Source organism: Burkholderia sp. COPS (assembly GCF_019425585.1).
Taxonomy (GTDB): Bacteria; Pseudomonadota; Gammaproteobacteria; order Burkholderiales; family Burkholderiaceae; genus Burkholderia; species Burkholderia cepacia.
In genome coordinates, this window is record NZ_WIXR01000024.1 from 149,849 (window position 1) to 174,719 (window position 24,871).

Sequence of the window (24,871 nt, forward strand, 5' to 3'; positions counted from 1 at the left end):
TGAGGCTTACTGGTTCTGGCCGTCGAGCTTCGCCTTCAGCAGCGCGCCGAGGTTGGTCGTACCGGTCGCAGCAGCGCTGGTGTCCGACTGCAGGCCGCGGATCGCTTCCTGTTGTTCAGCCGAATCCTTCGCCTTGATCGACAGGTTGATGCCGCGCGACTTGCGATCGATGTTGATCACCATCGCGTTGACCTTGTCGCCTTCCTTCAGCACGTTGCGTGCGTCTTCGACGCGATCCTGCGAGATTTCCGACGCACGCAGGTAGCCTTCGATGTCGCCCGTCAGCGTGACGACCGCACCCTTCGCATCGACCGTCTTCACGACGCCGTCGACGATCGAGCCCTTGTCGTTCATTGCAACGTAGTTGCTGAACGGGTCGCCTTCGAGCTGCTTGATGCCGAGCGAAATACGCTCCTTCTCGACGTCGATACCGAGCACGATCGCTTCGACTTCGTCGCCCTTCTTGTACTTGCGAACGGCTTCTTCGCCGGCTTCGCTCCACGACAGGTCCGACAGGTGGACCAGGCCGTCGATGCCGCCCGGCAGACCGATGAACACGCCGAAGTCGGTGATCGACTTGATTGCGCCCGTGATCTTGTCGCCCTTCTTGAAGTTGCGGCTGAAGTCATCCCACGGATTCGGCTTGCACTGCTTCATGCCGAGGCTGATACGACGGCGGTCTTCGTCGATCTCGAGGACCATGACTTCGACTTCGTCGCCCAGCTGGACAACCTTCGACGGAGCAACGTTCTTGTTGGTCCAGTCCATTTCCGACACGTGGACGAGGCCTTCGATGCCCGATTCCACTTCGACGAATGCGCCGTAGTCGGTAATGTTCGTGACCTTGCCGAACAGGCGCGTGCCCGACGGGTAACGGCGCGAGATGCCTTCCCACGGATCGTCGCCCAGTTGCTTGATGCCCAGCGAGACGCGGTTCTTCTCTTGGTCGAACTTGAGGATCTTCGCGGTGACTTCCTGGCCAACCGACAGGACTTCGCTCGGGTGACGCACACGACGCCATGCGATGTCGGTGATGTGCAGCAGGCCGTCGATGCCGCCGAGGTCGACGAACGCGCCGTAGTCGGTGATGTTCTTGACCACGCCGTTGACGATCGCGCCTTCCTTCAGCGTCTCGAGCAGCTTCGCGCGCTCTTCGCCTTGGGTTGCTTCGATCACTGCACGACGCGACAGCACGACGTTGTTACGCTTGCGATCGAGCTTGATCACGCGGAACTCGAGCGTCTTGCCTTCGTACGGGGTCGTGTCCTTGACCGGACGCGTGTCGACCAGCGAACCCGGCAGGAACGCGCGGATGCCGTTGACCATCACGGTCATGCCGCCCTTCACCTTGCCGGTGATCGTGCCGGTGACGAGTTCGTTGTTGTCGAGAGCCTTTTCCAGCGACAGCCACGATGCAAGGCGCTTCGCCTTGTCGCGCGACAGGATCGTGTCGCCGTAGCCGTTTTCGAGTGCGTCGATCGCGACGGACACGAAATCGCCCGACTGCACCTCAACCTCGCCCTGATCGTTCAGGAATTCCTCGATCGGAATGTAAGCCTCGGACTTCAGGCCTGCATTGACGACCACGAAGTTGTGGTCGACGCGCACGACTTCGGCGGAAATCACTTCGCCGGCGCGCATGTCTTGGCGGGTCAGCGACTCTTCGAACAGAGCCGCGAAAGATTCAGTATTCGGGGTGGAGGTTTGCAGGTCGGACATAAAAATCTGATTGTGCATGGATCGCTGTGCCACGCCGGCCGGAATGGCAGGCTGAAAGGGCCAGATCGATGACCACACGGGGTTAAGGGTTCGAAACACGCTCCGCGCTTGCGACGCGGAACACCTACCGCTACCCGCCTTCTCAGGCGGGCTGGCCGAGCGCCCGGTACCACTGCAGCACCTGGTCGACCGCTTCATCGACCGAAAGCGCCGACGTATCGAGCAGCTTGGCATCTGCCGCAGGCTTCAGCGGCGCGGCCGCGCGATTGCTGTCGCGCGCATCACGTTCACGAAGATCCCGGAGCAAGTCATCTATATTAGCAGAAAAACCTTTTTGCATCAATTGCTTATGCCGTCTGGTCGCGCGCGCCTCGGCGCTGGCCGTCAGGAACACCTTCAACACGGCGTCCGGGAAGATCACGGTGCCCATGTCGCGCCCGTCTGCAACGAGGCCCGGCGTCTTGCGGAACGCGCGCTGACGCGCGACGAGCGCGGTGCGCACCGGCCCATGCACGGCAATCGCCGATGCGCGGTTGCCGACCGCTTCGGCACGGATGTCGTTCGACACATCGACGCCGTCGAGCTGCGCGCAGCCCTCCCGGAACGTGATGTGGAGATCGTCGATCAGCTTCACCAGCGCGTCGATGTCCTCTGCCGCGATGCCGTAGCGCACGCTCGCGAGCGCGGCGAGGCGGTACAGCGCGCCGCTGTCGAGCAGGTGGAAGCCAAGATGCGCGGCGACGAGCGCGGCGACGGTGCCCTTGCCGGATGCAGTGGGACCGTCGATCGTGATGACGGGAGTCGGGTGAAAGGGTCGGGTCGATTTCATCGGAAACAGTCGGGTCAGGCTTTGGCGAGCGCGGCGAAGCGGTCGAAATAGTCGGGGAACGTCTTGCCGACGCACTTCGGATCGTTGATCCGCACGGGCACACCGCCCAGGCTGACGAGCGAGAAACACATCGCCATCCGGTGATCGTCGTACGTGTCGATCGCCGCGTTCGGCGTGAGCTTTTCCGGCGGCGTGACGACGAGATAGTCAGGACCTTCCTCGACGATCGCGCCGACCTTGCGCAGTTCGGTCGCCATCGCCGCGATGCGGTCGGTTTCCTTCACGCGCCAGCTTGCGATGTTGCGCAGCGTGCTCGGGCCGTCGGCGAACAGCGCCGCGACCGCGATCGTCATCGCCGCATCGGGAATCAGGTTGAAGTCCATGTCGATCGGCTCGAGCTTGCCGTGGTCGTGGCCGATGCCGCGCACTTCGATCCAGTCGTCGCCCATCGTCACGTTCGCGCCCATCTGCATCAGCGCGTTCGCGAAACCGACGTCGCCCTGGATGCTCGCGCGCCCCACGCCCTCGACACGCAGCGGCCCGCCGCCGAGCGCGCCGGCCGCGAGGAAATACGACGCCGACGATGCGTCGCCCTCGACCATGATCTGCCCCGGCGATTTGTAGCGAACCCCGGCCGGCACGACGAAGCGCTGCCAGCCGTCGCGCTCGACGGTCACGCCGAAGCGCTCCATCAGCCGGATCGTGATGTCGATGTACGGCTTCGAGATCAGCTCGCCGTCGATCTCGACGACGATCCGGCCGTCCTTCGCCTTCACGAGCGGCAACGTCATCAGGAGCGCCGTGAGGAACTGGCTCGACACGTCACCGCGCACGCGGATCGGCGCATCGACCGAGATCGTCGCAGGCTTGATCCGCAGCGGCGGGAAACCTTCGTTCAGCTCGTAGTCGATCTGCGCGCCGATCTGGCGCAGGCCGTCGACGAGATCGCCGATCGGTCGCTCGTGCATGCGCGGCACGCCGTGCACGCGATAGTCGCCGCCGTTCACCGCGAGCGCGGCGGTCAGCGGCCGCACGGCCGTGCCCGCGTTGCCGAGGAACAGGTCGGCCGTCTTCGCGGTGAATGCGCCGCGCGTGCCCGTGACGACACAGGTGTCGCCGTCGCGCGCGAGCTTCACGCCGAGCTTGCCGAGTGCGTCGAGCATCACGCGCGTGTCGTCGGAGTCGAGCAGGTTGGTGATCGTCGTTTCGCCTTCGGCCAGCGCCGCAAGCAGCAGCACGCGGTTCGAAATGCTCTTCGAGCCGGGCAGGCGCACGGTGCCCGATGCGCTGGAGTACGGGCCGAGATCGAGATAGTCCATGGGAATCGTCCTGTTATTTCTTGACCGGTTCGGCAGCGGGCGCGCCGCCGCGCTCCTGCCATGCCTTGCGCGCGGCGCGCGAACGCGTGAACACGGCTTCGAGCGCCGCGCCGTCGCCGGCGTCGATCGCCGCGCGCAGCCGCGTGAGCACGCGCGTATAGCCGTCGAGCTCGTCGAGCAGCGCCGCGCGATTCGCGACGCACACGTCGCGCCACATCTCCGGACTCGACGCCGCGATGCGCGTGAAATCGCGGAAACCGCCCGCCGCGTACGAGAATTTGAGTTCCGCGTCGGCCTCGCCGAGGATCTGCTCGACGAGCGCGAACGACAGCACGTGCGGCAAATGGCTGATCGACGCAAACACGCGATCGTGCTGCTCCGTGGTCATCGTGCGCACGTCGGCGCCGGTCGCGCGCCACATCGCGTCGATCCGCGCGACGGATTCGGGCGCATTCTCCGGCAGCGGGCACAGCACCACGTTGCGGCCGACGTACAGATCCGGCAACGCGGCCTCGACGCCGCTCGACTCGCGACCGGCAATCGGATGCCCGGGCACGAACTGCGCGATGCGTGCGCCGAGCGCGTCGCGCGCGGCTGCGACGACATCGGACTTGGTGCTGCCGGCATCGGTGACGATCGTCGCCTCTTCAAGCCACGGCGCGATGCGCTTGAGCAACGGGCCCGTTTGCGCAACGGGTGCCGCCAGCAGCACGAGATCGGCGCCGGCCAGCGCGTCGCGCAATTGCGCGTCATCGTCGAGCGCCGCCGCGCGATCGATCACGCCGAGCGCGAGCGCGCGCTCGACCGACGCACGCGAACGGCCCACGCCGACGACCTCGCCCGCACCGCCCGGCGCGCGTTCGCGCAGCGCGCGGGCCAGCGATCCGCCGATCAGGCCGACGCCGAAAATGACCAGTTTGTTGAATGCAAAGCCTGACACGACAAGAGCCAAGTTACGCGCGCGGAACGACGCCCCGCATGCGGAATTCCAGATTCCGGGCAACGGGCCCGCACCCGGCGCAACCTGCGCCGGACGCGGGCCGAACCCGCCTTCGGCAGCGCCGACCGGCCTGCCCTGCCCGCCTCGCCGCAACGCCTGCCCGGGCAGGCGACGGGCCGCCGCGTTTCAGCGTGCGCGCGGATACGAACCGAGTATCTTCAGGAACGCGGCCTTCTGGCCGAGTTCCGCGAGCGCGGCCGCTACCGCCGCATCGTCGCGGTGCCCTTCGATATCAATGTAGAAGTAGTACTCCCACGTGCCGACGCGCGCCGGGCGCGACTCGAAGCGCGTCATCGACACGCCGTGCCGCGCGAGCGGCTCGAGCAGCTTGAACACGGCGCCCGGTTCGTTCTTCACCGACACGATCAGCGACGTCTGGTCGTGACCGCTTTGCCCGGCCGGCTGCTTGCCGACGATGACGAAGCGCGTGCGGTTGTGCGGATCGTCCTGGATCAGCGAGAACGCGATCTGCAATCCGTAGTGCGCGGCCGCACGGTCGCCCGCGATCGCCGCGACGGTCGGATCGGCCGCCGCGAGACGCGCGGCCTCCGCATTGCTCGCCACGGCCTGCCGCTCGAGCTGCGGCGCATTCGCCGCGAGCCACTGCTGGCATTGCGCAAGCGCCTGCGCATGCGCGCAGACGCGCTTCACGCCGTCGAGCGTGCCGCCCTGCGTCAGCAGGTTGTGATGGATCGGCAGCGCGAGCTCACCGCTGATCAGCAGTTGCGTCTGCAGCAGCAGGTCGAGCGTGCGCGACACGGCGCCTTCGGTCGAATTCTCGACCGGCGCGATGCCGTATGCGGCAGCGCCGGCCTCGACCGAGCGGAATACTTCGTCGATCGACGGGCACGGCAGCCCTTCGATCGACTGGCCGAAATACTCGAGCATCGCCTGCTCGCTGTACGTGCCGACCGGCCCGAGGAACGCGACGTGGATCGTCTGCTCGAGCGCGCGGCTCGCGGCCATGATCTCGCGCCAGATGGCGCTGATGTGCTCGCTCGCGAGCGGCCCCGCGCTCATGTCCTGCAGCCGCGCGATCACCTGCAGTTCGCGCTCCGGCCGGAACACCGGCGCGTTGAAATGCTTCTTGACCTCGCCCACCTCCAGCGCCACCGCGGCGCGCTGGTTCAGGAGCACGATCAGCTGCGCATCGATCGCGTCGATGCGATCGCGCAGCGGTTTCAGGCGGGAATTCAGTTCGTCGTCCATGCGTTTTGCCGTGCTGTTTGAACAGCGCCGCCGTCAGGCGCCGCGCTGCTCGAAGTCCTTCATGTACTCGACGAGCGCTTTCACGCCCTCGAGCGGCACCGCGTTGTAGATCGACGCCCGCATGCCACCGACGGACTTGTGGCCCTTCAGCTGCAGCAGCCCGCGCGCCTTTGCGCCGGCAAGGAAGTCTTCGTTGCGCGTTTCGTCGGCCAGGAAAAACGGCACGTTCATTCGCGAACGTGCTGCCGGCTCGACCTTGTTCAGATAGAAACTGCTCGCATCGATCGTGTCGTAGAGCAGCTTCGCCTTTTCGATATTGCGGGCCTCGATCGCTTCGAGACCGCCCTGCCGCTTCAGCCACTGGAATACCAGACCCGCGATGTAGATCGCGTAGGTGGGCGGCGTGTTGTACAGCGAGTTGTTCGCGGCAATGGTCTTCCATTCGAACGCGGACGGGCAGATCGACAGCGAGCGGTCGAGCAGGTCCTCGCGCACGATCACGAGCGTCACACCGGCCATCCCGATGTTCTTCTGCGCACCGCCGAACAGCACACCGTACTTCGCGACGTCCATCGGACGCGACAGGATGTGCGACGAGACATCCGCGACCAGCGGCACGTCGCCGAGATCGGGAATCTCGAACGTCTCGACGCCGTCGATCGTTTCGTTGGTGCACAGATGCACGTAGGCCGGATCGTCCGACAGCTGCCATTCGGCGCGCGCGGGCGCACGCGTGAAGCCGTCTTCCGTCTTGCCGGTTGCGGCGAGATGCGGCGTGCCGTATTTCTTCGCTTCGCTGAACGATTTCTGCGACCACGAGCCCGTCACGACGAAGTCGGCCGTCTTGCGCGAGCCGAGCAGGTTCATCGGCACGATCGCGTTTTCGGCGATACCGCCGCCCTGCAGGAACAGGATCCGATGGCTTGCCGGCACGCCGAGCAGGTCGCGCAGGTCGGTCAGCGCGGCCTCGTGGATCGACATGAACTCCTTGCCGCGATGGCTCATCTCCATCACGCTCATACCGCTGCCGTGCCAGTCGAGCATTTCGTCGGCGGCTTGCCGCAGCACTTCCTCGGGCATCGCCGCAGGGCCGGCGGAGAAATTAAAGACGCGCATCGTGAAAACCTCGGAGGGACGCGACCGGCTCGCCGCCGGCAGAACGCACCAGAAAAGAAATGGCCGCTTGCGCTCGCGCGCAAACGGCCATTATCGCACTGTCGTCAGGCTCCCGCCAAACCCGGCCGAACGGCCGGTGGCGTGCCCGGACGGCTTTACTTGCCCGGCTTGACTGCTGCGACTTCCTTGTCAGCCTGCGTACGCGTTGCCTGGATCGCTTGCGGCATGTACTTCTGCATCAGGCCGTTGACCACGTCGCGACCGACCTGATCCTGAACCTGGATGAACTTGCGGCCCGTCGGGCTCTTGTAGAACGTCGTCAGATCCTTGATCTCCGACGTGCTGTAGTACTTCGCGTAGGCGTCGTACTGAGCCGACATCGCGTCGTTCTGGAACTGTTGCGTACCGAACACCTTGCCTGCGCCGTCGACCAGCTTCGGCACCGCGTTCTTTTGCAGCGTCGGAACGGCAGCCTGCTTCTGCTTGTCGTTCAGCGTCTTGTTTTCCGACAGCGCGTCCGACAGGATTGCCGGCACGAGTTGCTTGGCCTGCATTTCGGCGCTGTTGCCGATTGCCGACACGAGCTTCGGCGCGTCGATCGCGTCGAGCAGATCCTTGATCGCAGCCTTCTTGTCGGCGTCGATCGGCGCAGCTGCCGCGGCAGGCGCCGGTGCGGAATTCGACAGCGCTTGCGCCATCGCGAACGTCGGCACCAGTGCAGCCAGCAGGACCAGTTGCTTGAATTGCTTTTGCATCATCACTCCCTTTTGGAAATATGAATGGTTGCTCGCCAGCCGCGGCGCTTCACGCCCGCGGCGGCCAGAGTCTCATCCGTTCTTCAGGCTTCGCCGTCCGACGCCTCGTCGGCCTCGCCATCGCCCTCCTCGGCCTCCGCGATCTGCTGCAGGCCGGAGAGCTTGGTACCCTCATCGAGACTGATGAGTGTAACACCTTGCGTGGCACGCCCCATCTCGCGAATCTCCGAGACACGGGTGCGAATCAACACGCCGGCCGTCGTGATCAGCATGATCTGATCCTCGGCGTCGACGAGCGTCGCAGCCACGACCTTGCCGTTACGCTCCGACGTCTGGATCGCGATCATACCCTTCGTGCCGCGGCCGTGACGCGTGTACTCGGTGATCGGCGTGCGCTTGCCGTAGCCGTTCTCGGTCGCGGTGAGCACGGTCTGCTCCTCGCTGCCCGCGACCAGCATCGCGATGACCTGCTGCCCGTCCTCGAGCTGCATGCCGCGCACACCCCGCGCCTCGCGCCCCATCGGACGCACGTCGTTCTCGTCGAAGCGCACGGCCTTGCCGGAATCGGAGAACAGCATCACGTCGTGCGCACCGTCGGTGATCGACGCGCCGATCAGGAAGTCGCCCTCGTCGAGGCCGACCGCGATGATGCCCTTCTTCATCGGACGGCTGAATGCCTCGAGCGGCGTCTTCTTCACGGTGCCGAGCGACGTCGCCATGAAGATGAACTTGTCGGCCGAGAATTCCTTGACCGGCAGCACGACGTTGATCTTCTCGCCTTCCTGCAGCGGGAACATGTTGACGATCGGGCGGCCGCGCGAGTTGCGCGAACCCTGCGGCACTTCGTAGACCTTGACCCAGTACACGCGGCCGCGGTTCGAGAAGCACAGGATGTAGTCGTGCGTGTTCGCGATGAACAGCGTCTCGATCCAGTCGTCTTCCTTCATCTGCGTCGCCTGCTTGCCGCGGCCGCCGCGCTTCTGCGCGCGGTACTCGGACAGCGGCTGCGACTTCACGTAGCCCGCGTGCGACATCGTGACGACCATGTCCTGCGGCGTGATCAGATCCTCGGTGTTCAGCTCGGTCGCGTTCAGCTCGATCTTCGAGCGGCGCGCGTCGCCGAACTCTGCCTTCACCGAGGTCAGCTCCTCGCCGATCATCGTCGTGATCCGCTCGGGGCGTGCGAGGATGTCCAGCAGGTCGGCGATCTGCGCCATCACTTCGCGGTACTCGCCGATGATCTTGTCCTGCTCGAGGCCGGTCAGGCGCTGCAGGCGCATCTGCAGGATTTCCTGGGCCTGCGTGTCGGACAGGCGGTACAGCCCGTCGCTCTGCATGCCGAACGCCGGGTTCAGGCCTTCCGGGCGGTACGCGGAGCGGCCGCCGGCCGCCGCGTTCTCGCTCTCGGCACGCGTGAGCATCTCGCGCACGAGCGACGAATCCCACGGCTTCGCCATCAACTCCGCTTTCGCGATCGGCGGCGTCGGCGCTGCCTTGATGATCGCGATGAATTCGTCGATGTTGGCGAGCGCGACCGCGAGACCTTCGAGCACATGGCCACGTTCACGGGCCTTGCGCAGTTCGTAGATCGTGCGGCGCGTCAGCACTTCGCGTCGGTGCGACAGGAAGCACTGCAGGATTTCCTTCAGGTTCAGCAGCTTCGGCTGGCCGTCGACCAGCGCGACCATGTTCATGCCGAACGTATCCTGGAGCTGCGTCGCCTTGTACAGGTTGTTCAGCACCACTTCCGGCACTTCACCGCGCTTGAGCTCGATCACGACGCGCATGCCGCTCTTGTCGGACTCGTCGCGGATGTCGGAGATGCCTTCGAGCTTCTTCTCGTTGACGAGCTCGGCGATCCGCTCGAGCAGCGAGCGCTTGTTCACCTGGTACGGCAGCTCGTCGACGATGATCGCCATCCGCTGGCCGCGGTCGATCTCCTCGAAGTGCGTGGCCGCGCGCATCACGACGCGACCGCGCCCGGTGCGGTAGCCGTCGCGCACGCCGGCGACGCCGTAGATGATGCCGGCCGTCGGGAAATCGGGCGCCGGGATGATCTCGATCAGTTCGTCGATCGTCGCTTCCGGGTTACCCAGCAGGTGCTGGCACGCGTCGACGACTTCGTTCAGGTTGTGCGGCGGGATGTTGGTCGCCATGCCGACCGCGATGCCTGACGAGCCGTTGATCAGCAGGTTCGGGATGCGCGACGGCAGGACCGACGGCTGCATTTCGTTGCCGTCGTAGTTCGGCTCGAAATCGACCGTTTCCTTGTCGATGTCGGCGAGCAGCTCGTGACCGATCTTCGCCATGCGAATTTCGGTGTAACGCATCGCCGCGGCATTGTCGCCGTCGATCGAGCCGAAGTTGCCCTGCCCGTCGATCAGCATGTAGCGCAGCGAGAAGTCCTGCGCCATCCGCACGATCGTGTCGTACACCGCGGTATCGCCGTGAGGGTGGTATTTACCGATCACGTCACCGACGATACGCGCCGATTTCTTGTACGCGCGGTTCCAGTCGTTGTTCAGTTCGTGCATCGCGAACAACACGCGCCGGTGCACGGGCTTGAGGCCATCGCGGACATCCGGGAGGGCACGTCCGACGATCACGCTCATCGCGTAATCGAGATACGAACGGCGCATTTCCTCCTCTAGGGAGGTGGGCAGGGTCTCTTTGGCGAATTGATCCATGTATCCGTATCGTTTCGGAGCGAAGACGGCGAACGCCTTTCGCGTGGGCGCTGCATGCGCAACGCAACGCGAGATTCTAACATGCGCCCATCAGCCGCCAATTCGCCGCCCCCTCTATATATAAATAGCGAAAATCGCGGCCACGTCGATTCGACCGAAATCGCGCGCGACTCGACGCCGCAGGCGATCCCTTCACACTTGTTTCACGCGCACGAGTAAACAACCACGCACATTCGCGCAATTTCGCCGACACACTCTTGACAATCTCTGAAAGTTGCGGCAGGCCGGTGTTGCGCATGCACCACAAAGTTGAAGCGATCTTAGGGTGGGGAGGATTTTTTTTCGTAGGAAGGGAACGATATGGCAAAATGCCAACGCACTGAAAGTTAGACGCTGCTCGAAGTCTACACAGAGCGGTGCCGCGTTTTTTGTGCCGCACCAATGTTATACTTCGAGCAATGTATGACTTGTCACCGTCAACAGGCTCGCAGTAAACCTGCGGTAATCTCAATTTCGAGAGGAGAAATATGAATAAACTTTCAAAGCTCGCGTTCATTGCAGCTACCGCAGTTATGGCTGCATCCGCTTCGGCACAGTCGGTGCCGGCGTCGCGTCAAGCCGTCAATGACAACTGGGTGAACGGCACGGGCGAATGGGTGTGGATGAACGGCACGAACGAGCTCTGCTGGCGCGATGCGTTCTGGACGCCGGCCACCGCCAACGCGAAGTGCGATGGCGCACTGGTCGCCCAGGCACCGCAGCCGCCGGTCGCTCCGGTCGCTCCGGCTATCTCGAGCCAGAAGATCACGTATCAAGCTGACGCACTGTTCGACTTCGACAAGGCAACGCTCAAGCCGCTGGGCAAGCAAAAGCTGGACGAACTGGCTTCGAAGATCGAAGGCATGAACACGGAAGTGGTCGTCGCAACGGGCTACACGGACCGCATCGGTTCGGACAAGTACAACGACCGTCTGTCGCTGCGCCGTGCGCAAGCCGTGAAGTCGTACCTGGTCAGCAAGGGTGTGCCGGCCAACAAGATCTACACGGAAGGCAAGGGCAAGCGCAACCCGGTCACGACGGGCTGCAACCAGAAGAACCGCAAGCAACTCATCGCCTGCCTCGCACCGGATCGCCGCGTGGAAGTCGAAGTGGTTGGTACGCAAGAAGTCCAGAAGACGACCGTTCCGGCAAACTAAGCCGCGGTTTTCGACTGCTTCAAAGCCCCGCCCCGGCGGGGCTTTTTCTTTGACGCCCGTCCAGGCGCCTGCCGCTTCGCCGCTCGTCCGCTTCTTATATACTCGGGGCTGACGAATCGCAGTACCGCCCTCCTCTCGTAGCCCGTTTGCCGACATGACCAACGCCGATCCACACGAACTCCAGAAATTCAGCGACCTCGCCCATCGGTGGTGGGATCCGAACGCCGAATTCAAGCCGCTGCACGACCTGAACCCGGTCCGCCTCGGCTGGATCGATGCGCATGCGCACCTCGCCGGCAAGCGTGCACTCGACGTCGGCTGCGGCGGCGGCATCCTGTCCGAATCGATGGCCGGGCTCGGCGCACAGGTGAAAGGTATCGACCTGTCGACCGAAGCGCTCGGCGTCGCCGACCTGCACAGCCTCGAAAGCGGCATCTCGGTCGACTACGAAGCCATTGCCGCGGAAGCGATCGCCGCGCGTGAACCGGGCACCTACGATGTCGTCACGTGCATGGAGATGCTCGAGCACGTGCCGTCTCCCGGTGATGTCGTTGCCGCGTGCGCGACGCTCGTGAAGCCGGGTGGCTGGGTGTTCTTCTCGACGCTGAACCGCAACCTGAAGGCCTACCTGTTCGCCGTGATCGGCGCGGAGTACATCGCGCAAATGCTGCCGAAGGGCACGCACGACTACGCGCGCTTCATCCGCCCGTCGGAACTGGCCGGCTTCGTGCGTGCGACGGATCTGCACATCGTGGAGATCAAGGGCATCACGTATCACCCGATCGGCAAGCGCTTCGCGCTGTCGAACGACACCGACATCAACTACCTCGTCGCGTGCCGCCGCGGCGCATGACCCTCCACCCTGCATGACGACTCCCCTCTCGACCGCGCGGGCTGCACTCGACGAACCGCGCCTGCTGCACTGCGATGCCGTGCTGTTCGACCTGGACGGCACGCTCGCCGACACGGCCCCCGATCTCGCGGCGGCCGTCAACAAGATGCAACGCGTGCGCGACCTGCCCGAAACACCGCTCGACGTGCTGCGTCCGCTGGCCTCGGCCGGCGCGCGAGGCCTGCTCGGCGGCGCGTTCGGCATCGATCCGCACACGCCCGGATACGAAGCGATGCGCGACGAGTTCCTGGCCAACTACGCGACGGATCTGTGTGTGCATACGACGCTGTTCCCCGGCATCGGCGACGTGCTCGACGAACTCGATGCGCGCGGCGTGCGCTGGGGGATCGTCACGAACAAGGCGATGCGGCTCACGGCGCCGCTCGTCGAGTTGCTCGGTCTCGCGCCACGCGCGGCCTGCGTCGTCGGGGGCGACACAACGCCGCACCCGAAGCCGCATCCGGCCCCGCTGCTGCATGCGGCCGACCAGTTGACGCTTGCGCCCGCACGCATCGTCTACGTCGGCGACGATCTGCGCGACATTCAGGCCGGCAGCGCCGCCGGCATGGCGACGATCGCGGCCGCGTACGGCTACTGCGGCGACGGCGCCGCACCGGCCGACTGGCAAGCGCAGCATCTCGTCGACACGACACAGCAACTGCGCGAACTGCTGCGCGATGTTGGGCTATAATGGGCGATCTTATCCGCGGGGGCGACCTGGTTTCGACAGGGGTTGTGAAGCGGCTAGGGCATGTCGAGGACCCGTCACCTCGTTAATCAATGGGAAAATCGTAACTGCAAACGACGATACGTTCGCACTGGCAGCCTAACGGCCGCCGTCCTCTGCCTAGTTCACTGACGGGCTAGTGTCGCAAGACCGGTAGCAATACCGCCAGAGGTCATTTACGTCAGTTAAGCCCTGTCGGCGTCGCGACGCCAGGGTCGAAAACCTAGCGAATCGCCGTAGTGCAGCGTGTTCGTCCGCGTCGCTGCGGTTAAATCAAATGACTGAACTAAACATGTAGAACTAGTCGTGGAGCGCTTCTGGACGCGGGTTCGATTCCCGCCGCCTCCACCAAATACCCGCCAAACGTCTCCAACGTTTGACCAGAGAACCCCGCCAGGCCTAGCCTAGCGGGGTTTTTTGTTGCAAACTTCTCCAAACCTCTCCAACTGACAGCAACCCCCAATCGGGGGTCCTCCCGGGGGTTCTCATCGAAAATTCAGATCGAGAACCCCCGATCGCCTCGCTAGAAGCCCCCGCACCACAGCGCGCATATGGCCCTCACTGACATCGCGATCCGTAACGCCAAACCGACCGAGAAGCAGCAGAAGCTTTTCGACGGCGGAGGCCTGTTCCTGCTCATCAAGCCGACCGGCAATAAGCGGTGGGTGCTCAAGTACAGATTCGGCGGGAAAGAGAAGAGCCTTGCGCTCGGCACATATCCGACCGTGCCCCTCATCGAGGCGCGCAAGCGGCGCGACGCCGCGCGCGACAAACTGGCGGCAGGGATCGACCCGGGCGAGGTGAAGAAGGCCGAGAAGCGCTGCCAGCGCCTCAACGCCGAAAACTCGTTCGAGGCCGTCGCGCGCGAGTGGCACGCAAAGTACGCGCCGTCTTGGTCCGAAAGCCACGCAGCCCGCATCCTGCGTCGACTGGAAGTCGATGCGTTTCCGTGGATCGGCGGCAAACCAGTTGCCGACCTCGCGCCGCCTGACGTGCTGGACGCCCTGCGGCGCGTCGAGAAGCGCGGCGCGCTCGAGACGGCGCACCGACTGCAGGCCAACATCGGCCAGGTGTGCCGCTACGCCGTGGCGACCGGCCGCGCGAAGCGGGACGTAACCGCCGACCTCCGCGGCGCCCTGCCGCCGGTGCAGACCGAGCACATGGCCGCGCTCACGGATCCGAAGCAGGTCGCCGAGCTCCTGCGCGCGATCGACGGGTATCACGGCACCTTCCCCGTGCAATGCGCTCTCCGCCTCGCCCCGTTGCTGTTCCAGCGCCCGGGGGAACTGCGCGCGGCCGAGTGGACCGAGTTCGAGCTCGACGGCGCTACGTGGGAGATCCCGAGCGAACGCATGAAGCGGACGAAGCAGGGCAAGGCGGCCGGCGGCGCGCACATCGTTCCGCTCTCAGCCCAAGCAGTGGCGATCCTGCGCGAGCTACACGCGCTGACGGGCACCGGTCGGTTCCTGTTTCCCAGCGTTCGAACGAAGGACCGCCCGATGTCAGACAACACGATCAACGGCGCGCTGCGGCGGCTCGGGTACGACGGCGCCACGATGACAGGTCACGGCTTTCGTGCCATGGCCCGGACGATTCTCGATGAGGTGCTCGGCGTGGCCCCCGCAATCGTCGAAGCCCAGCTTGCGCACGCCGTGAAGGATCCGCTGGGGCGCGCGTACAACCGGACGGCTCACATGCCGCACCGGCGCGAAATGATGCAGCAGTGGGCCGACTACCTTGACCGGCTCAGAACAGGCGCCGACATCATCCCGATCGCCGTCGCCTCTGGAGCTGCCTAAGCCTCAGGCCGGCCGACTCCAAACGCGTCGCGCGGGCAGCAACTACACGACGATCACGTCTGCCCGCGACGAATACGTCGCGGCGGCCACGTGGAGCGTACCCGCGTGGTTCGGCGCGCTCGGCGGCGTGCCGATCGACCGGGCGGGCGGCGCGCAGGTGCACGGCGGCGACGTGCGGCTCGAGGATTCGCCGCTCGGCGGCGCGCGCTTCGTGATCACGCTGCCCGTGCGCGCGCTGCCGGACAGCCTCTTCGACGTCGCGCAGCACGTCGCGAACCGGCACGCCGATACGCGCCGCCGCAGCGGCATGACTAGCGTCGTCCCGCTTTGATGAAACGGGCGGCGGGCCCCGCCCGCCGTCGCCGGCCGCGCGTCGCCAGCGCCGGCGCAGCAGCGCGACGAAGAACAGGCTGCCGAACAGCGCGGTCACGATGCCGATCGGCAGATCCTCCGGCGCCGCGAGCGTGCGCGCGGCGACATCGGCCCACACGAGCAGGATCGCGCCCGCCAGCGCGGCGACCGGCAGCAGCCGGCCGTGCTCGGCGCCGACCACGCGACGGCACAGATGCGGCGTCACGAGTCCGACGAAGCCAATCGCGCCGCTGACCGCGACCACCGCGCCCGTCGCGAACGACGCGACGACGAACACCTCGCGCCGCATCCGCGCGCTCGGCACGCCGAGCGACGCGGCGGCGACGTCGCCCGACATCAGCGCATTCAGTTCGCGCCGGCGCGCATGGAGCGCGCCGCCGGCAAGCACCGCGCACACGGCCGGCACCGGCAGCAGATCCCAGCGCGCGAGCCCGACGCCGCCGAGCATCCAGAACAGCACCGACGACGCGGCGCGCTGGTCGCCGAGATACAGCAGCAGGTTGCCGAACGCGGCCATCATGAACGACACCGACACGCCCGCGAGCAGCAGCCGGTCCGATTCGAGCCGGCCGCTCCGGTAAGCGAGCGCGATCACGCAGGCGGTCGCTGCAAGCGCACCTGCGAACGCGGCGGCCGACAGCGTGAACGGGCCGAACGCGGCGCCGGCCACCACCGTGACCGCGATCGCGCCGAGCATCGCGCCCACGCTCACGCCGAGCAGGTGCGGATCGGCCAGGCGGTTCGCGGTCGCCGCCTGCAATGCGACGCCGACCGCCGCCAGCGTCGCGCCGACGATCGCGGCCAGCAGCGCACGCGGCATGCGGATCAGCCACACGATGCTGTCGTCGCCCACCGCCGCCGCGACCGCGCCGGCGCCGCCGAACGCCGACGCGACGTGCGCGGCGACGATCCGCATCGCGTCCGACACCGCGATCGGCGCGGGGCCAAACGCGGCCGACACGACGATCGACACGATCAGCAGCACGGCCAGCCCCGGCAGCACCACGCGCACGGCGGGCCGCGCCGCCTGCCCGCGCACGCTCATCGTGCCGCTGCCGCGAATGCGGCCGGATACAGCGCGCGGGCGAGCGTCTCGACGGCCGCGACGTTCTCGGGGCCCGGCGTCGCCGCATCGTACGGAATCACGACGAAGCGCCGGTCGCGGATCGCGGTCGCGCGCGCGAGCGCGAGCGCCGGCATCGCAGAGAGGCGCTCATGTTGCGCCGTGCCGCCCCTCGAGCGCAACAGCGTGCAGTGATTTGCCACGGGAATGTTTTGCAACCTTTAGCAAAGGTATTCAAAACAGCGGGGAATACGCGGCACTATCGGAATTTCCGATCACTTTTCGACGGATTTATATATAAAATGTGCGCGCGCGAGGTGATTCGCGCAATCCCACACATCGCCACTCAGGGAGACCGCAATGTCGCTATCCCTTTCGGCAGACGCCCCGACGAAACGTCCGATCGAGCCCGCCGCCAGTGTCGACTGGTTCCGCGTCCTTGAGGACGTGCGGCGGGCCGACTATACCCTCGCCGAGATCGCGCAGTACACGCAGATCCCGCGCACCACGCTGCTCGGCTACCGGAATCTCGGTGCCGAGCCCAAGCACTACGCTGGACAGACGCTGCTTCGCATGTGGACCCAAGTCACGGGCAAGCCGCCAGGTGATGCGCCGACCGTACAGCGTATGCCGTCCGTCTCCGACATCCTGCGAAAGTCGTGAGGCGAACGGCGTCCACACGCTCTACCGATGTGTCAGCTGTTCCAGCAGCTCGGGCCATTTACCCGCATCGAAGGTCAGGCCCTTCCGGCTCGGCACCATCTCGCCACCATCGGCCGAAAGGCACCACAAACGGATATTGATCACAGGCCGGCCCATGTAGATCTCGCGCGTGATCCGAATTTCCGCCGAGTCGTTCTTACGCACGCGTGCCAAGACTTCCATCGGTTGCCTCCATGTGCTGAACGAGTGCCATCGCTGCGGCCCTGGCCGTCCTGAATTGACCGAGCGCCAGAAGCGCCCCGGCCTCCGACACCTGCCACATACCATCGTCGTGACGGTCGATGGAAAATCCGCGTTCGTGCCGCCAGCTTCCGCTGGCGCAGCGCGTCAGCCCCATCGCGATCAGGGCCTGATTGCCCGGCATCACGGATACCGTCGGCTTGGGCACCGGCGGTGTCGCTTGTCTCGACAGAACTTCAACCGCCCGTTGCAGGCAATGAGCGAGATTGCGAGCCGACGACGCTTCCGCGCGTAACGATCCGGGGCGGCTGCTCGACGATTTCCGCACAAGCGCTCGTTCGATCACCGGCTCGGACACCGCACGCGCGGCGTGGCCGTCCAACGAATCGGAAAGCGCACGCAGCTTCCGAAGACGTTCGCTGTCGACCATGCGATCACCCTCCGAATGCATGACTGAGATCTGGCGCGCGATGCGGCGTATGCTCCTGCGGCGCCCAGTAGAACGACTGCCCCCATTCCTGCGCCGCCTTCTGCTGCTGTCGACCGAGGTACCCAGGCGACAGGTTCTCCTGCACAGCATTCATGAATCCATGATCGATCGCTGCCTTCGCGTACCAGAGGTTGACGAACGGGGTGTGCGAGCGCGCGAGGTTGACCGCCTGCGCACCGATGTCGGTCGGCTTCCCCTGCGCTGCCTTGTAGGTGCCCGCCACCCCCATTCCGATTGCCAGATCGAACAGCGCCCCAAGGCTCGGCCCTGCGAGGCTCTTCAGTGCGTTCGCCCCCGGTGACCCAAACTGGCTGTTCGGATCCTGCAGCAGCATGTCTCCGACGAACGCGAGTCCGCCGCCTTGGGACGAAGCCTGCAGCCAGAACTTCGGGCGGCTCATGTCGATCGGGTCCTTGCCCTGAAGCAGTTGCTTCACCTGCGTGATCACCGCGCCGAGCAGGACCGACGACAGCAGGAACGACGACGCGTACACGTACCGGTTTGCCATCAGCGGCTGCCCTTCCTCGAAGCCGGTCGGCAGGCTCAACATGCGCCGCCAGTGGCGAGAGATCAGCGCGATCGGGAACGCCTTGAACTGCATCACCGCGCGCGCGATCTCGCCGGGCACCGTACCCGCCTTGAGTCCCCACGTCGTCACGCCGCGCGTCGCGAGGTCGGGATTGAGGACGGCCGTCTCGCCCTCATTGTTGATGAAGGACAGCACCTTCTGAACGACCTCCTGGGTGCGCGGCGCGCCGGTATCGTGGATCGATTCCGGCGTGAGCAATTCACGGCCACGGTACTCCGTCAGTTGCGTCCGGTTGATCACCCCCCAATCTTCCGGCGTGAAGCCGGCGCGCTCCAGCCGCGTGCGATCATAGTTGTGCAGCCGTTCCCACGGCGTTTGCCCCATTTTGCCCATCGCGCCCATCATCGACAGACTGAACCCGCGCCGCAAGCCGTCGGTCCACGCCTGAAGCAGCGACACCTTCATCGTCGAATTGGCGAGCTTTCCGGCCAAAGAGGGGTTCAGCAGGTCGCCCGAGATGCGATTCAGCTCGCTCGCCAGCGATTCGGCGATGATGCCGTGCATCGTCAGGAAATCCTTCGTCTCGCCGTGGAACGCCGCGGCGCCGACGTCCTGCAGCAGTTGAAAGTACGGCAACTTGTTGACACCCGCCGTGACCGCGATCGTATGCAAGTCGGAAATCGACGCGATGAGCGTCCCCTGCAGTTTGCCGAACGTCTCGATCGAGCGAATCGTCTGCGCGATGTTCGACACCCGGGCGCTCGCCGGTGTCGACAGCTCGCCATTGACGAGCCCCCAATACGTCTGGGGCCGCACGCCGAAGCTCTTCGGCAAATCCGATACCGGTCGGCCGTCTGCCTTCGCCGCAAGCTCGAACTGCAGGCGCATCTGGCTGTTCGGGTTCGGCCCGTATGCCTCGACGAGCGCGATGTCTTTCGACATCCGGCCGAGGTGGCCCATCATCGCCTGGAACGCGCTGCCCTTGCCGAATTCGCTCATGTACTCAAGATAAGCCTCGGCATCCTTGAAATGGATCTGCCGCGCCTGGCTGCCGCGATTCGCGCGCGCGCCGGTTCCGGGCATGCCTCCGTTACCCGGGTCGAGCTTGTTCAGGCCGTCCGTGCTGATGGTTTCCCACGCGGCACGCAGCAGCTCCGTCACCTGGTCGTCGCGCATCAGCGTCCCGTCTTCGTTCACATATCGGTCGCGCGCGAGCTTGGGCATCAGCTTGTTCACCCACGCGTCACGCGCGGCGTCACCGCCCTTGCCCTGCACCTTCGCGGAGTCGTGAGGTTGTGGCGTGTACCCGTAGTCCAGCCGGCCAACGTCGCCACCGCTTCGATTGAAGCGTTCGCGCATCGCGCCGATCACATCGAGCCATGCGCGCGCGCCCTTCTGCGCCATCGCGTTGCCGCTGCTGCCGTCTGCGTTGGCGAAGATTTCGCGGAACAGGTCACGCGTCATCGACGGATTGTCGGCGTCGAACAGGTACATCGCGATACGCCGCGTGAATCCCGCACTCTCCTTCGATTTCACGGCTGTGATGTAGTCCATCAACTGGCCGATCGACTCGTTTTTGATCGCGGCGGCATTATCCTGCGTGCGAACGATGTCCTCGACGAGCGCATGCGCGCGCTTGCCGCCGTGCGCCAGTTCCCGCTCAATACGCGTGTCGGTCTGCACCGTCTTCAGGGCTGCCAATTGCGCATTCCGATACGTGCGCTCGGCCTCCGCCTTCATATCGGCCGCCGCCTGCTCGGCCGCGGCCATCGTTCGGTCATCGGCCGACATGGCCATCCACTTCGGTCGGTCCTGACGCGCGAGTCGGCGCGCCGTGTCGCGGATTCGATTGTCGATCTCGTCGATCTCGCTGCGTGCGAGCGCCCGGCCAGCGGCCCGGGAAACGGCTTCAATGCATGCGGGATTCACGTTTTATTCTCCATTCGCGAGGAAGCACTGCGCCGCGATGCGGAACAGCGGGATGATTTCGTTCTGACGCGCCATTTCGGCATCGATCAGGGCCATCTGCTCGGATAGCGTCGACAGCCGTGTCGTTTCCCCCGTCTCAGGGTTTGATTCCGCCCACACTGGACGATCCGCATTCGCGGCGTGGAACTCGGGCGTGTAGTCGGTCAACTGTCCTGCCGGCGGAAAGGCAGTCGGCTCCATCACCGGCAGGGATGCCTCGTCCGGCCCTGGTACAGCCGCTGCTTCCTGCTTCGGTACGGCCTCTGACGTCGTGTCGCGCGCGGCGGTCGCGATCGCCGTGCGACGGCTTGGCGGCGCGCCGACCTCATCGCGCTGGTTACGGAGCGCGGTGAGTTGCTGGTCAAGCTGCGGCAGCGCCGCGCGCGCGAGTTCCGCATTCCGGTTCGTCTCGATGGCGCCGCGCAGTCGCGCGATCTGGGCGTCCTGCGCATCGATGCGCGACTGCAGCTCGACGGGTGCGTCGCGCTCCATCTGCGCCTGCTCGCGCGCCATACGCGTCTTTGATACCGAATACGTCCGGCGCGACTGCATCGAGTCCATCACATCCTGCAGCGTGGGGCGAGGCTGTGCCTCCAGATCAGCCAGCTGCGCGCGGAGTTGCGACACCTGCCCTCGCTCGGCCGTATTGCCGATATCAGCGAGCAGATCGGCACGCGTATCGTCCAAACGGCCGATCATGTCGTTCAGCGCGTCCACGTGGCGAATCTGGTCTGGCTGGATCAAATCGCCGACTTCGACACGATCGCCGACCGACAGTTGATCGATCGTGCGCTGGAAGGCCGTCAGATGCGTCGCCAACGCGTCGAGGTCGTCGGCCCGGCCGAGGCTGGCCTGCTCAAGAAGCTGGCGGTTGTACACGACCCGCGCGGCGTCGACCTGGTCCGGGGTTGGCTGCGCGTGACGCAGCGCCTCGTCGGCGCCGCGGTCCGCCAAATACCGCTGAACACGCTGAAGGTACGCACGCGTTTCGGCGGCCGGCGGCTGTTTGCCCTGACTTACTGCAGCGGCCTGCTTTGGGCCGCCGTTGTAGTCGGCGATGATGAGGGCCAAGTTGTCCCCGTACTGTCGCCGAGTGGCGGCTAGGTACCGCGCCATGCCGTCGATCGACTGCACCGGGTCGGTCGGGTCGGTCACGCCGAACTTCCGCATGTTGTCCGGCATCATCTGCGCGATGCCGGCCGCGCCCTTGCGAGAGACCTGCCCGGAATTCGAGCGCTCCCCGGCATTCTTCAGCGCGACCATCAGGTCGCCGAATTCCGGCGGCAATCCTTCGCGCTGCGCGGCCTGCACCGCATATGCATCGAGGCGCGAGTCGTTGAACGGGAGCGCTTTTCGCTCGTTCAGGCTCATCGCTGACAACTGCCGTGCGGCGCCCGGACCGACCTGCGGCGCCGCTGCGCGCGCTTGCGCTTCGGCACGAACACCTCGATAACCAAGCGCACCAAAAATACCCGCCGTCGCAGCCGAAACAGCCAACGCTATTGGGTCGAACGGGTCGTACTGATCGGCCAACTGCCGATAGTCGGCAGACTGGAGGATTGCCCTCGTCATCGCTGTCTGCGCGATTTGCAGACCTGGGCCCGCGGCAAGGCCCAGCGCAACGGTGCGGGCGATCGTTCCGCCGGCAACCGGGATGACGCCAGCGAGCGCCGCACCGGTGCCAGCCACTGCGCCAACGGCCGTCCGGGTGCCGAGATCAACACCCTTCTCGCGAAGTCCCTGCGACACCGTCTCGCCTTCACTAGCACCGGTCAGCACTGCGCCGGTGAACGGGTTGCCGGTGGCGAGTGTGAGGCCGATGTACTTCGTCAGCCCGCGCGACACACCGAATACCGTCTGCTCGGCAATGTTCGAGGTAGCCGGATCCGGTGCCAAACGAGAGGAGAATCCATACAGGTTGTCACCGATCGTTGACGAATACGATACCCCGCTGGCGAGGTTCGCACGAGCCTGCTCGCCCTCCTGCCAACGCTTCGCCTGTGCCTGCGGATCGGTCAACAGGGATGGATCCGTGTTCGCCGTATACCCGGCCACCACATCACCGAACGACTTGATCGAGTCGAACCCGAAAGCCCCGACCTCGGCAGCAGCAGCAGCGACACCACGGAACGGCGCCGTGACGGTGTCGATGACCTTGAACGGCGGCGACACCTGCGGCTCCGGCAGCGGATTCGAATTCGCGGCATCGATCGCGCGGAGCGTGTCCTGCGCGTACGGGTCGGTAAAGAGTGTCTGCGCCATTATTTCAGCCTGATCAGGATCGGTTGCTTTTGCGAGTTCGTCGCGTAGCCGGTTCCAGCCGTCACGGCGTACACGCCCTGCGGTGAGATGCGAACCAGACGCGCGGCCGGCAGCTTCGTTACGAAGTCAGCCACCGGGACCTCCGTCTGTCCGATGTGCACTTTGCCGTCGCCGAGCGGGGTCACTATGCTCGACGCGCTCACGCCCTTGACCGAGGTGTCGAAGCGAGCGTCGTCCCACCCGTACGGCTTGAGCGTCTTGCGCCCGTTCAGATCGACGACGCCGCCCGTCGCACCGCTGATCGACGCATTCAACTGGCCATCGTCGACGGCCGCGTTTGAGAGGTTGTTTTTGGCTGCCCCGTACGCGTACAGGTATTTCGTCGTGTCGATCGCATCCTGGGCGGCTTTCGCGCTCGCGAAGGCTTCGCGCAGTTGGGCCGACGCCAGTGCCGTGACGCCCTGCAGCAGTTTGTCGTCGACACCCGCGCGCTTGTCGCGGATCGCCTCGGCGCCCTGATAGATCAGCGACGCGATACGCTTTCCGCCCGTCGACGTGAGCTGACTGGACCCGGCGAGCAAGGCGAGGCGGTCGACAGGTCGCTCGTCATGCAACTGATCGGCGAGCGCACCGATGCGATCCGCGTTCCCGATCGCGAAGCCGATGTCGCTGACCTCCTGCCCTCGCTGATCCGCCGGCAACGAGTCGAGCATTCGCGCAAGCTGCCGCGCCTCGTCGTTCGTCAAAAGCGAGATCGGGTGACCGGCCTTTTGCTCGACTACGCCGGCCGCGGCGGAACGCGCGGACAGCGACTTCGCGATCGTGGTCGGGCTCGACAGGTCCAGTTGGGGAATAGATTGAATCGCTCCGACCGACGCCGCGGTTTCCCACGGTGCCGTCTTGTATCCGTCGTTCAGGCGGCTGTCGATCGTCCGCCACGTTGAGAGCTGCTTCTGCTCGATAGGATCGGTACCGATCTTCGGGTTGGCCTGATCCCGTTCCATCCCTTGGATCATCGCTGCGCGCTCACTCGCGCTCGCCGTCGAGAAAGCATTGGCCGGGCCGTTCAGGCGAACCAACTCCTGAGCCTGCTTCTCCATCGTGGTGCCCTTCGTCCGAGCGAGAAAGTCGACTTTGTACTCGGGCGACATGTACGATCCAGAATCGTTGAACTCGATCGCCTGATTCACAGCCGTGATCGCATCGTTTTCCCGTGCGAGATTCTGAGACGCGATCTGGTTTTCCATCTGTGCCTTTAACGACACGACCGTCGACAGCACCTGGTTGTGCTTGCCGGCGTCCAGCTTGCCGGCGTAGTAGCCATCGGGCGACGTGAGATCCTTCTCCAGTTTCGTCAGCGCGGGGAGGTCGCCGTTCGCACGCGCGGTAATCGCCGTCGATTGCGCATGCGCTGCCCATTGGGAATCTTTCCAGTCCTGCAGCCGCTTCTCCGCAATAGGCTTCGCGACTCCTGCCAGCGATGCCATATTCGGATACACCGCCTGCACTCGCGCAATGGTCCCATCGATGCCGGCCGGAGTGGTCGCTATATCCTTGCCAGCCGTGTCGAGCAGCGTTTCCGCGTTCGTCCCGATGAGCTGTTGCGTGTTCTTCGTGAGCGTCTCCTGCACGCTCAGAGCCGTGGCTCGGTCCAGCGCCTGTGCCTGAATCGTCGCAACCTTCTTGAAGTGGCTGTCCGGCTGTGCGCCGATCGTCGAGTCAAACGACTGCTTCTGCGCGTCGGCGAGCTGCTTCTCGTACGTCGGTTGGTCAATGGCGCCGCTCATCAACTGCTCGTCGAGCGATTTTTTCGCTGCCTTGACGTTCACCTCATGCGTCTGGAACGCAACGACGTTGTTCGTCCGGGCAAGATCTTGTTGCTGTTGCATGAAGTCAACGGTGGCCTGCGTGCCGGCCTCGCCAAGACCTTGCAGCGCGCGCCCGGTCGCCGCGCCGAACGCGTTCGGGTCTGCCTGAACGGCTGGGCCCGGCTGCGCGACGGCGCTCGCCGGATCTCCAAGGGGAATTCGTGCCAT

General features: G+C 65.2%; 18 protein-coding genes, 1 other RNA gene and 4 pseudogenes. 8 read left to right on the forward strand and 15 right to left on the reverse strand.

Features of this window, described 5'->3' with window-relative positions:
• Window positions 1–6: 6 nt before the first annotated feature.
• The 8 genes from rpsA to gyrA all read right to left on the reverse strand — a co-directional run bounded on the left by rpsA (window position 7) and on the right by gyrA (window position 10,634).
• Window positions 7–1,737: a 30S ribosomal protein S1 gene (rpsA, locus tag FOZ70_RS22215; RefSeq protein ID WP_306304903.1), complete on the reverse strand. Its 1,731-nt coding sequence runs from the start codon at window positions 1,735–1,737 to the stop codon at window positions 7–9.
• Between the two features lie 124 nt (window positions 1,738–1,861).
• Window positions 1,862–2,548, reverse strand: a complete 687-nt coding sequence (cmk, locus tag FOZ70_RS22220; RefSeq protein ID WP_006476573.1) for a (d)CMP kinase — start codon at window positions 2,546–2,548, stop codon at window positions 1,862–1,864.
• 14 nt (window positions 2,549–2,562) lie between these two features.
• Complete coding sequence (gene aroA / locus FOZ70_RS22225) at window positions 2,563–3,867, reverse strand: 3-phosphoshikimate 1-carboxyvinyltransferase (protein ID WP_048024362.1); 1,305 nt, start codon at window positions 3,865–3,867, stop codon at window positions 2,563–2,565.
• Window positions 3,868–3,880: 13 nt separating this feature from the next.
• Window positions 3,881–4,807, reverse strand: coding sequence for a prephenate dehydrogenase/arogenate dehydrogenase family protein (locus tag FOZ70_RS22230; protein ID WP_042973435.1), 927 nt, complete (start codon window positions 4,805–4,807; stop codon window positions 3,881–3,883).
• Between the two features lie 186 nt (window positions 4,808–4,993).
• Entirely contained in the window at window positions 4,994–6,076 is a 1,083-nt protein-coding gene (gene pheA, locus FOZ70_RS22235) for a prephenate dehydratase (protein WP_219706728.1), read from the reverse strand.
• Between the two features lie 33 nt (window positions 6,077–6,109).
• Complete coding sequence (gene serC / locus FOZ70_RS22240; RefSeq protein ID WP_021157462.1) at window positions 6,110–7,192, reverse strand: 3-phosphoserine/phosphohydroxythreonine transaminase; 1,083 nt, start codon at window positions 7,190–7,192, stop codon at window positions 6,110–6,112.
• Window positions 7,193–7,347: 155 nt separating this feature from the next.
• Window positions 7,348–7,947, reverse strand: a complete 600-nt coding sequence (locus tag FOZ70_RS22245) for a DUF2059 domain-containing protein (protein ID WP_021157463.1) — start codon at window positions 7,945–7,947, stop codon at window positions 7,348–7,350.
• An 83-nt stretch (window positions 7,948–8,030) separates the two neighbouring features.
• The gene (gene gyrA / locus FOZ70_RS22250) at window positions 8,031–10,634 is read right to left on the reverse strand and encodes a DNA gyrase subunit A (RefSeq protein WP_042973437.1); all 2,604 of its coding nucleotides are present in this window, start codon (window positions 10,632–10,634) and stop codon (window positions 8,031–8,033) included.
• Between the two features lie 527 nt (window positions 10,635–11,161).
• On the opposite strand from gyrA, the gene ompA reads away from it, so the two are divergent.
• The 7 genes and pseudogenes from ompA to FOZ70_RS38155 form a co-directional block, all read left to right on the forward strand.
• On the forward strand, window positions 11,162–11,830 hold the full coding sequence (gene ompA, locus FOZ70_RS22255) for an outer membrane protein OmpA (protein WP_021157465.1): 669 nt from the start codon (window positions 11,162–11,164) through the stop codon (window positions 11,828–11,830).
• A gap of 154 nt (window positions 11,831–11,984) precedes the next feature.
• The gene (ubiG, locus tag FOZ70_RS22260) at window positions 11,985–12,683 is read left to right on the forward strand and encodes a bifunctional 2-polyprenyl-6-hydroxyphenol methylase/3-demethylubiquinol 3-O-methyltransferase UbiG (RefSeq protein ID WP_021157466.1); all 699 of its coding nucleotides are present in this window, start codon (window positions 11,985–11,987) and stop codon (window positions 12,681–12,683) included.
• A 13-nt stretch (window positions 12,684–12,696) separates the two neighbouring features.
• Complete coding sequence (gene gph / locus FOZ70_RS22265; RefSeq protein WP_048024353.1) at window positions 12,697–13,413, forward strand: phosphoglycolate phosphatase; 717 nt, start codon at window positions 12,697–12,699, stop codon at window positions 13,411–13,413.
• 17 nt (window positions 13,414–13,430) lie between these two features.
• Window positions 13,431–13,800: a transfer-messenger RNA gene (gene ssrA, locus FOZ70_RS22270) on the forward strand.
• A 200-nt stretch (window positions 13,801–14,000) separates the two neighbouring features.
• Window positions 14,001–15,248, forward strand: a complete 1,248-nt coding sequence (locus tag FOZ70_RS22275) for an integrase arm-type DNA-binding domain-containing protein (RefSeq protein ID WP_219706729.1) — start codon at window positions 14,001–14,003, stop codon at window positions 15,246–15,248.
• A 7-nt stretch (window positions 15,249–15,255) separates the two neighbouring features.
• Window positions 15,256–15,399: pseudogene (locus FOZ70_RS38150) on the forward strand (branched-chain amino acid ABC transporter permease); the annotation flags it as partial.
• Window positions 15,400–15,579, forward strand: a pseudogene (locus tag FOZ70_RS38155) (two-component sensor histidine kinase); the annotation flags it as partial. It abuts the pseudogene before it with no gap.
• A 48-nt stretch (window positions 15,580–15,627) separates the two neighbouring features.
• On the opposite strand, the pseudogene FOZ70_RS22280 reads toward FOZ70_RS38155, so the two are convergent.
• Window positions 15,628–16,665, reverse strand: a pseudogene (locus FOZ70_RS22280) (iron ABC transporter permease); the annotation flags it as partial.
• Window positions 16,662–16,808: pseudogene (locus tag FOZ70_RS22285) on the reverse strand (iron ABC transporter substrate-binding protein); the annotation flags it as partial. The pseudogenes FOZ70_RS22280 and FOZ70_RS22285, both read right to left, overlap by 4 nt.
• A 235-nt stretch (window positions 16,809–17,043) precedes the next feature.
• On the opposite strand from FOZ70_RS22285, the gene FOZ70_RS22290 reads away from it, so the two are divergent.
• Window positions 17,044–17,346, forward strand: a complete 303-nt coding sequence (locus FOZ70_RS22290; RefSeq protein WP_219706730.1) for a hypothetical protein — start codon at window positions 17,044–17,046, stop codon at window positions 17,344–17,346.
• A 21-nt stretch (window positions 17,347–17,367) separates the two neighbouring features.
• Here the strand turns inward: FOZ70_RS22290 and FOZ70_RS22295 are convergent, their stop codons facing one another.
• The 5 genes from FOZ70_RS22295 to FOZ70_RS22315 all read right to left on the reverse strand — a co-directional run bounded on the left by FOZ70_RS22295 (window position 17,368) and on the right by FOZ70_RS22315 (window position 24,871).
• Entirely contained in the window at window positions 17,368–17,568 is a 201-nt protein-coding gene (locus FOZ70_RS22295; RefSeq protein ID WP_219706731.1) for a transcriptional coactivator p15/PC4 family protein, read from the reverse strand.
• Entirely contained in the window at window positions 17,543–18,016 is a 474-nt protein-coding gene (locus tag FOZ70_RS22300) for a hypothetical protein (protein WP_219706732.1), read from the reverse strand. Before FOZ70_RS22300 ends, FOZ70_RS22295 begins: the two co-directional genes overlap by 26 nt.
• A 4-nt stretch (window positions 18,017–18,020) precedes the next feature.
• On the reverse strand, window positions 18,021–20,396 hold the full coding sequence (locus tag FOZ70_RS22305; protein WP_219706733.1) for a hypothetical protein: 2,376 nt from the start codon (window positions 20,394–20,396) through the stop codon (window positions 18,021–18,023).
• Between the two features lie 141 nt (window positions 20,397–20,537).
• Window positions 20,538–22,835, reverse strand: a complete 2,298-nt coding sequence (locus FOZ70_RS22310) for a transglycosylase SLT domain-containing protein (protein WP_219706734.1) — start codon at window positions 22,833–22,835, stop codon at window positions 20,538–20,540.
• A complete protein-coding gene (locus FOZ70_RS22315) occupies window positions 22,835–24,871 on the reverse strand; it encodes a hypothetical protein (protein ID WP_219706735.1) in 2,037 nt (678 codons plus the stop codon). The genes FOZ70_RS22310 and FOZ70_RS22315 overlap by 1 nt, the downstream gene beginning before the upstream one ends.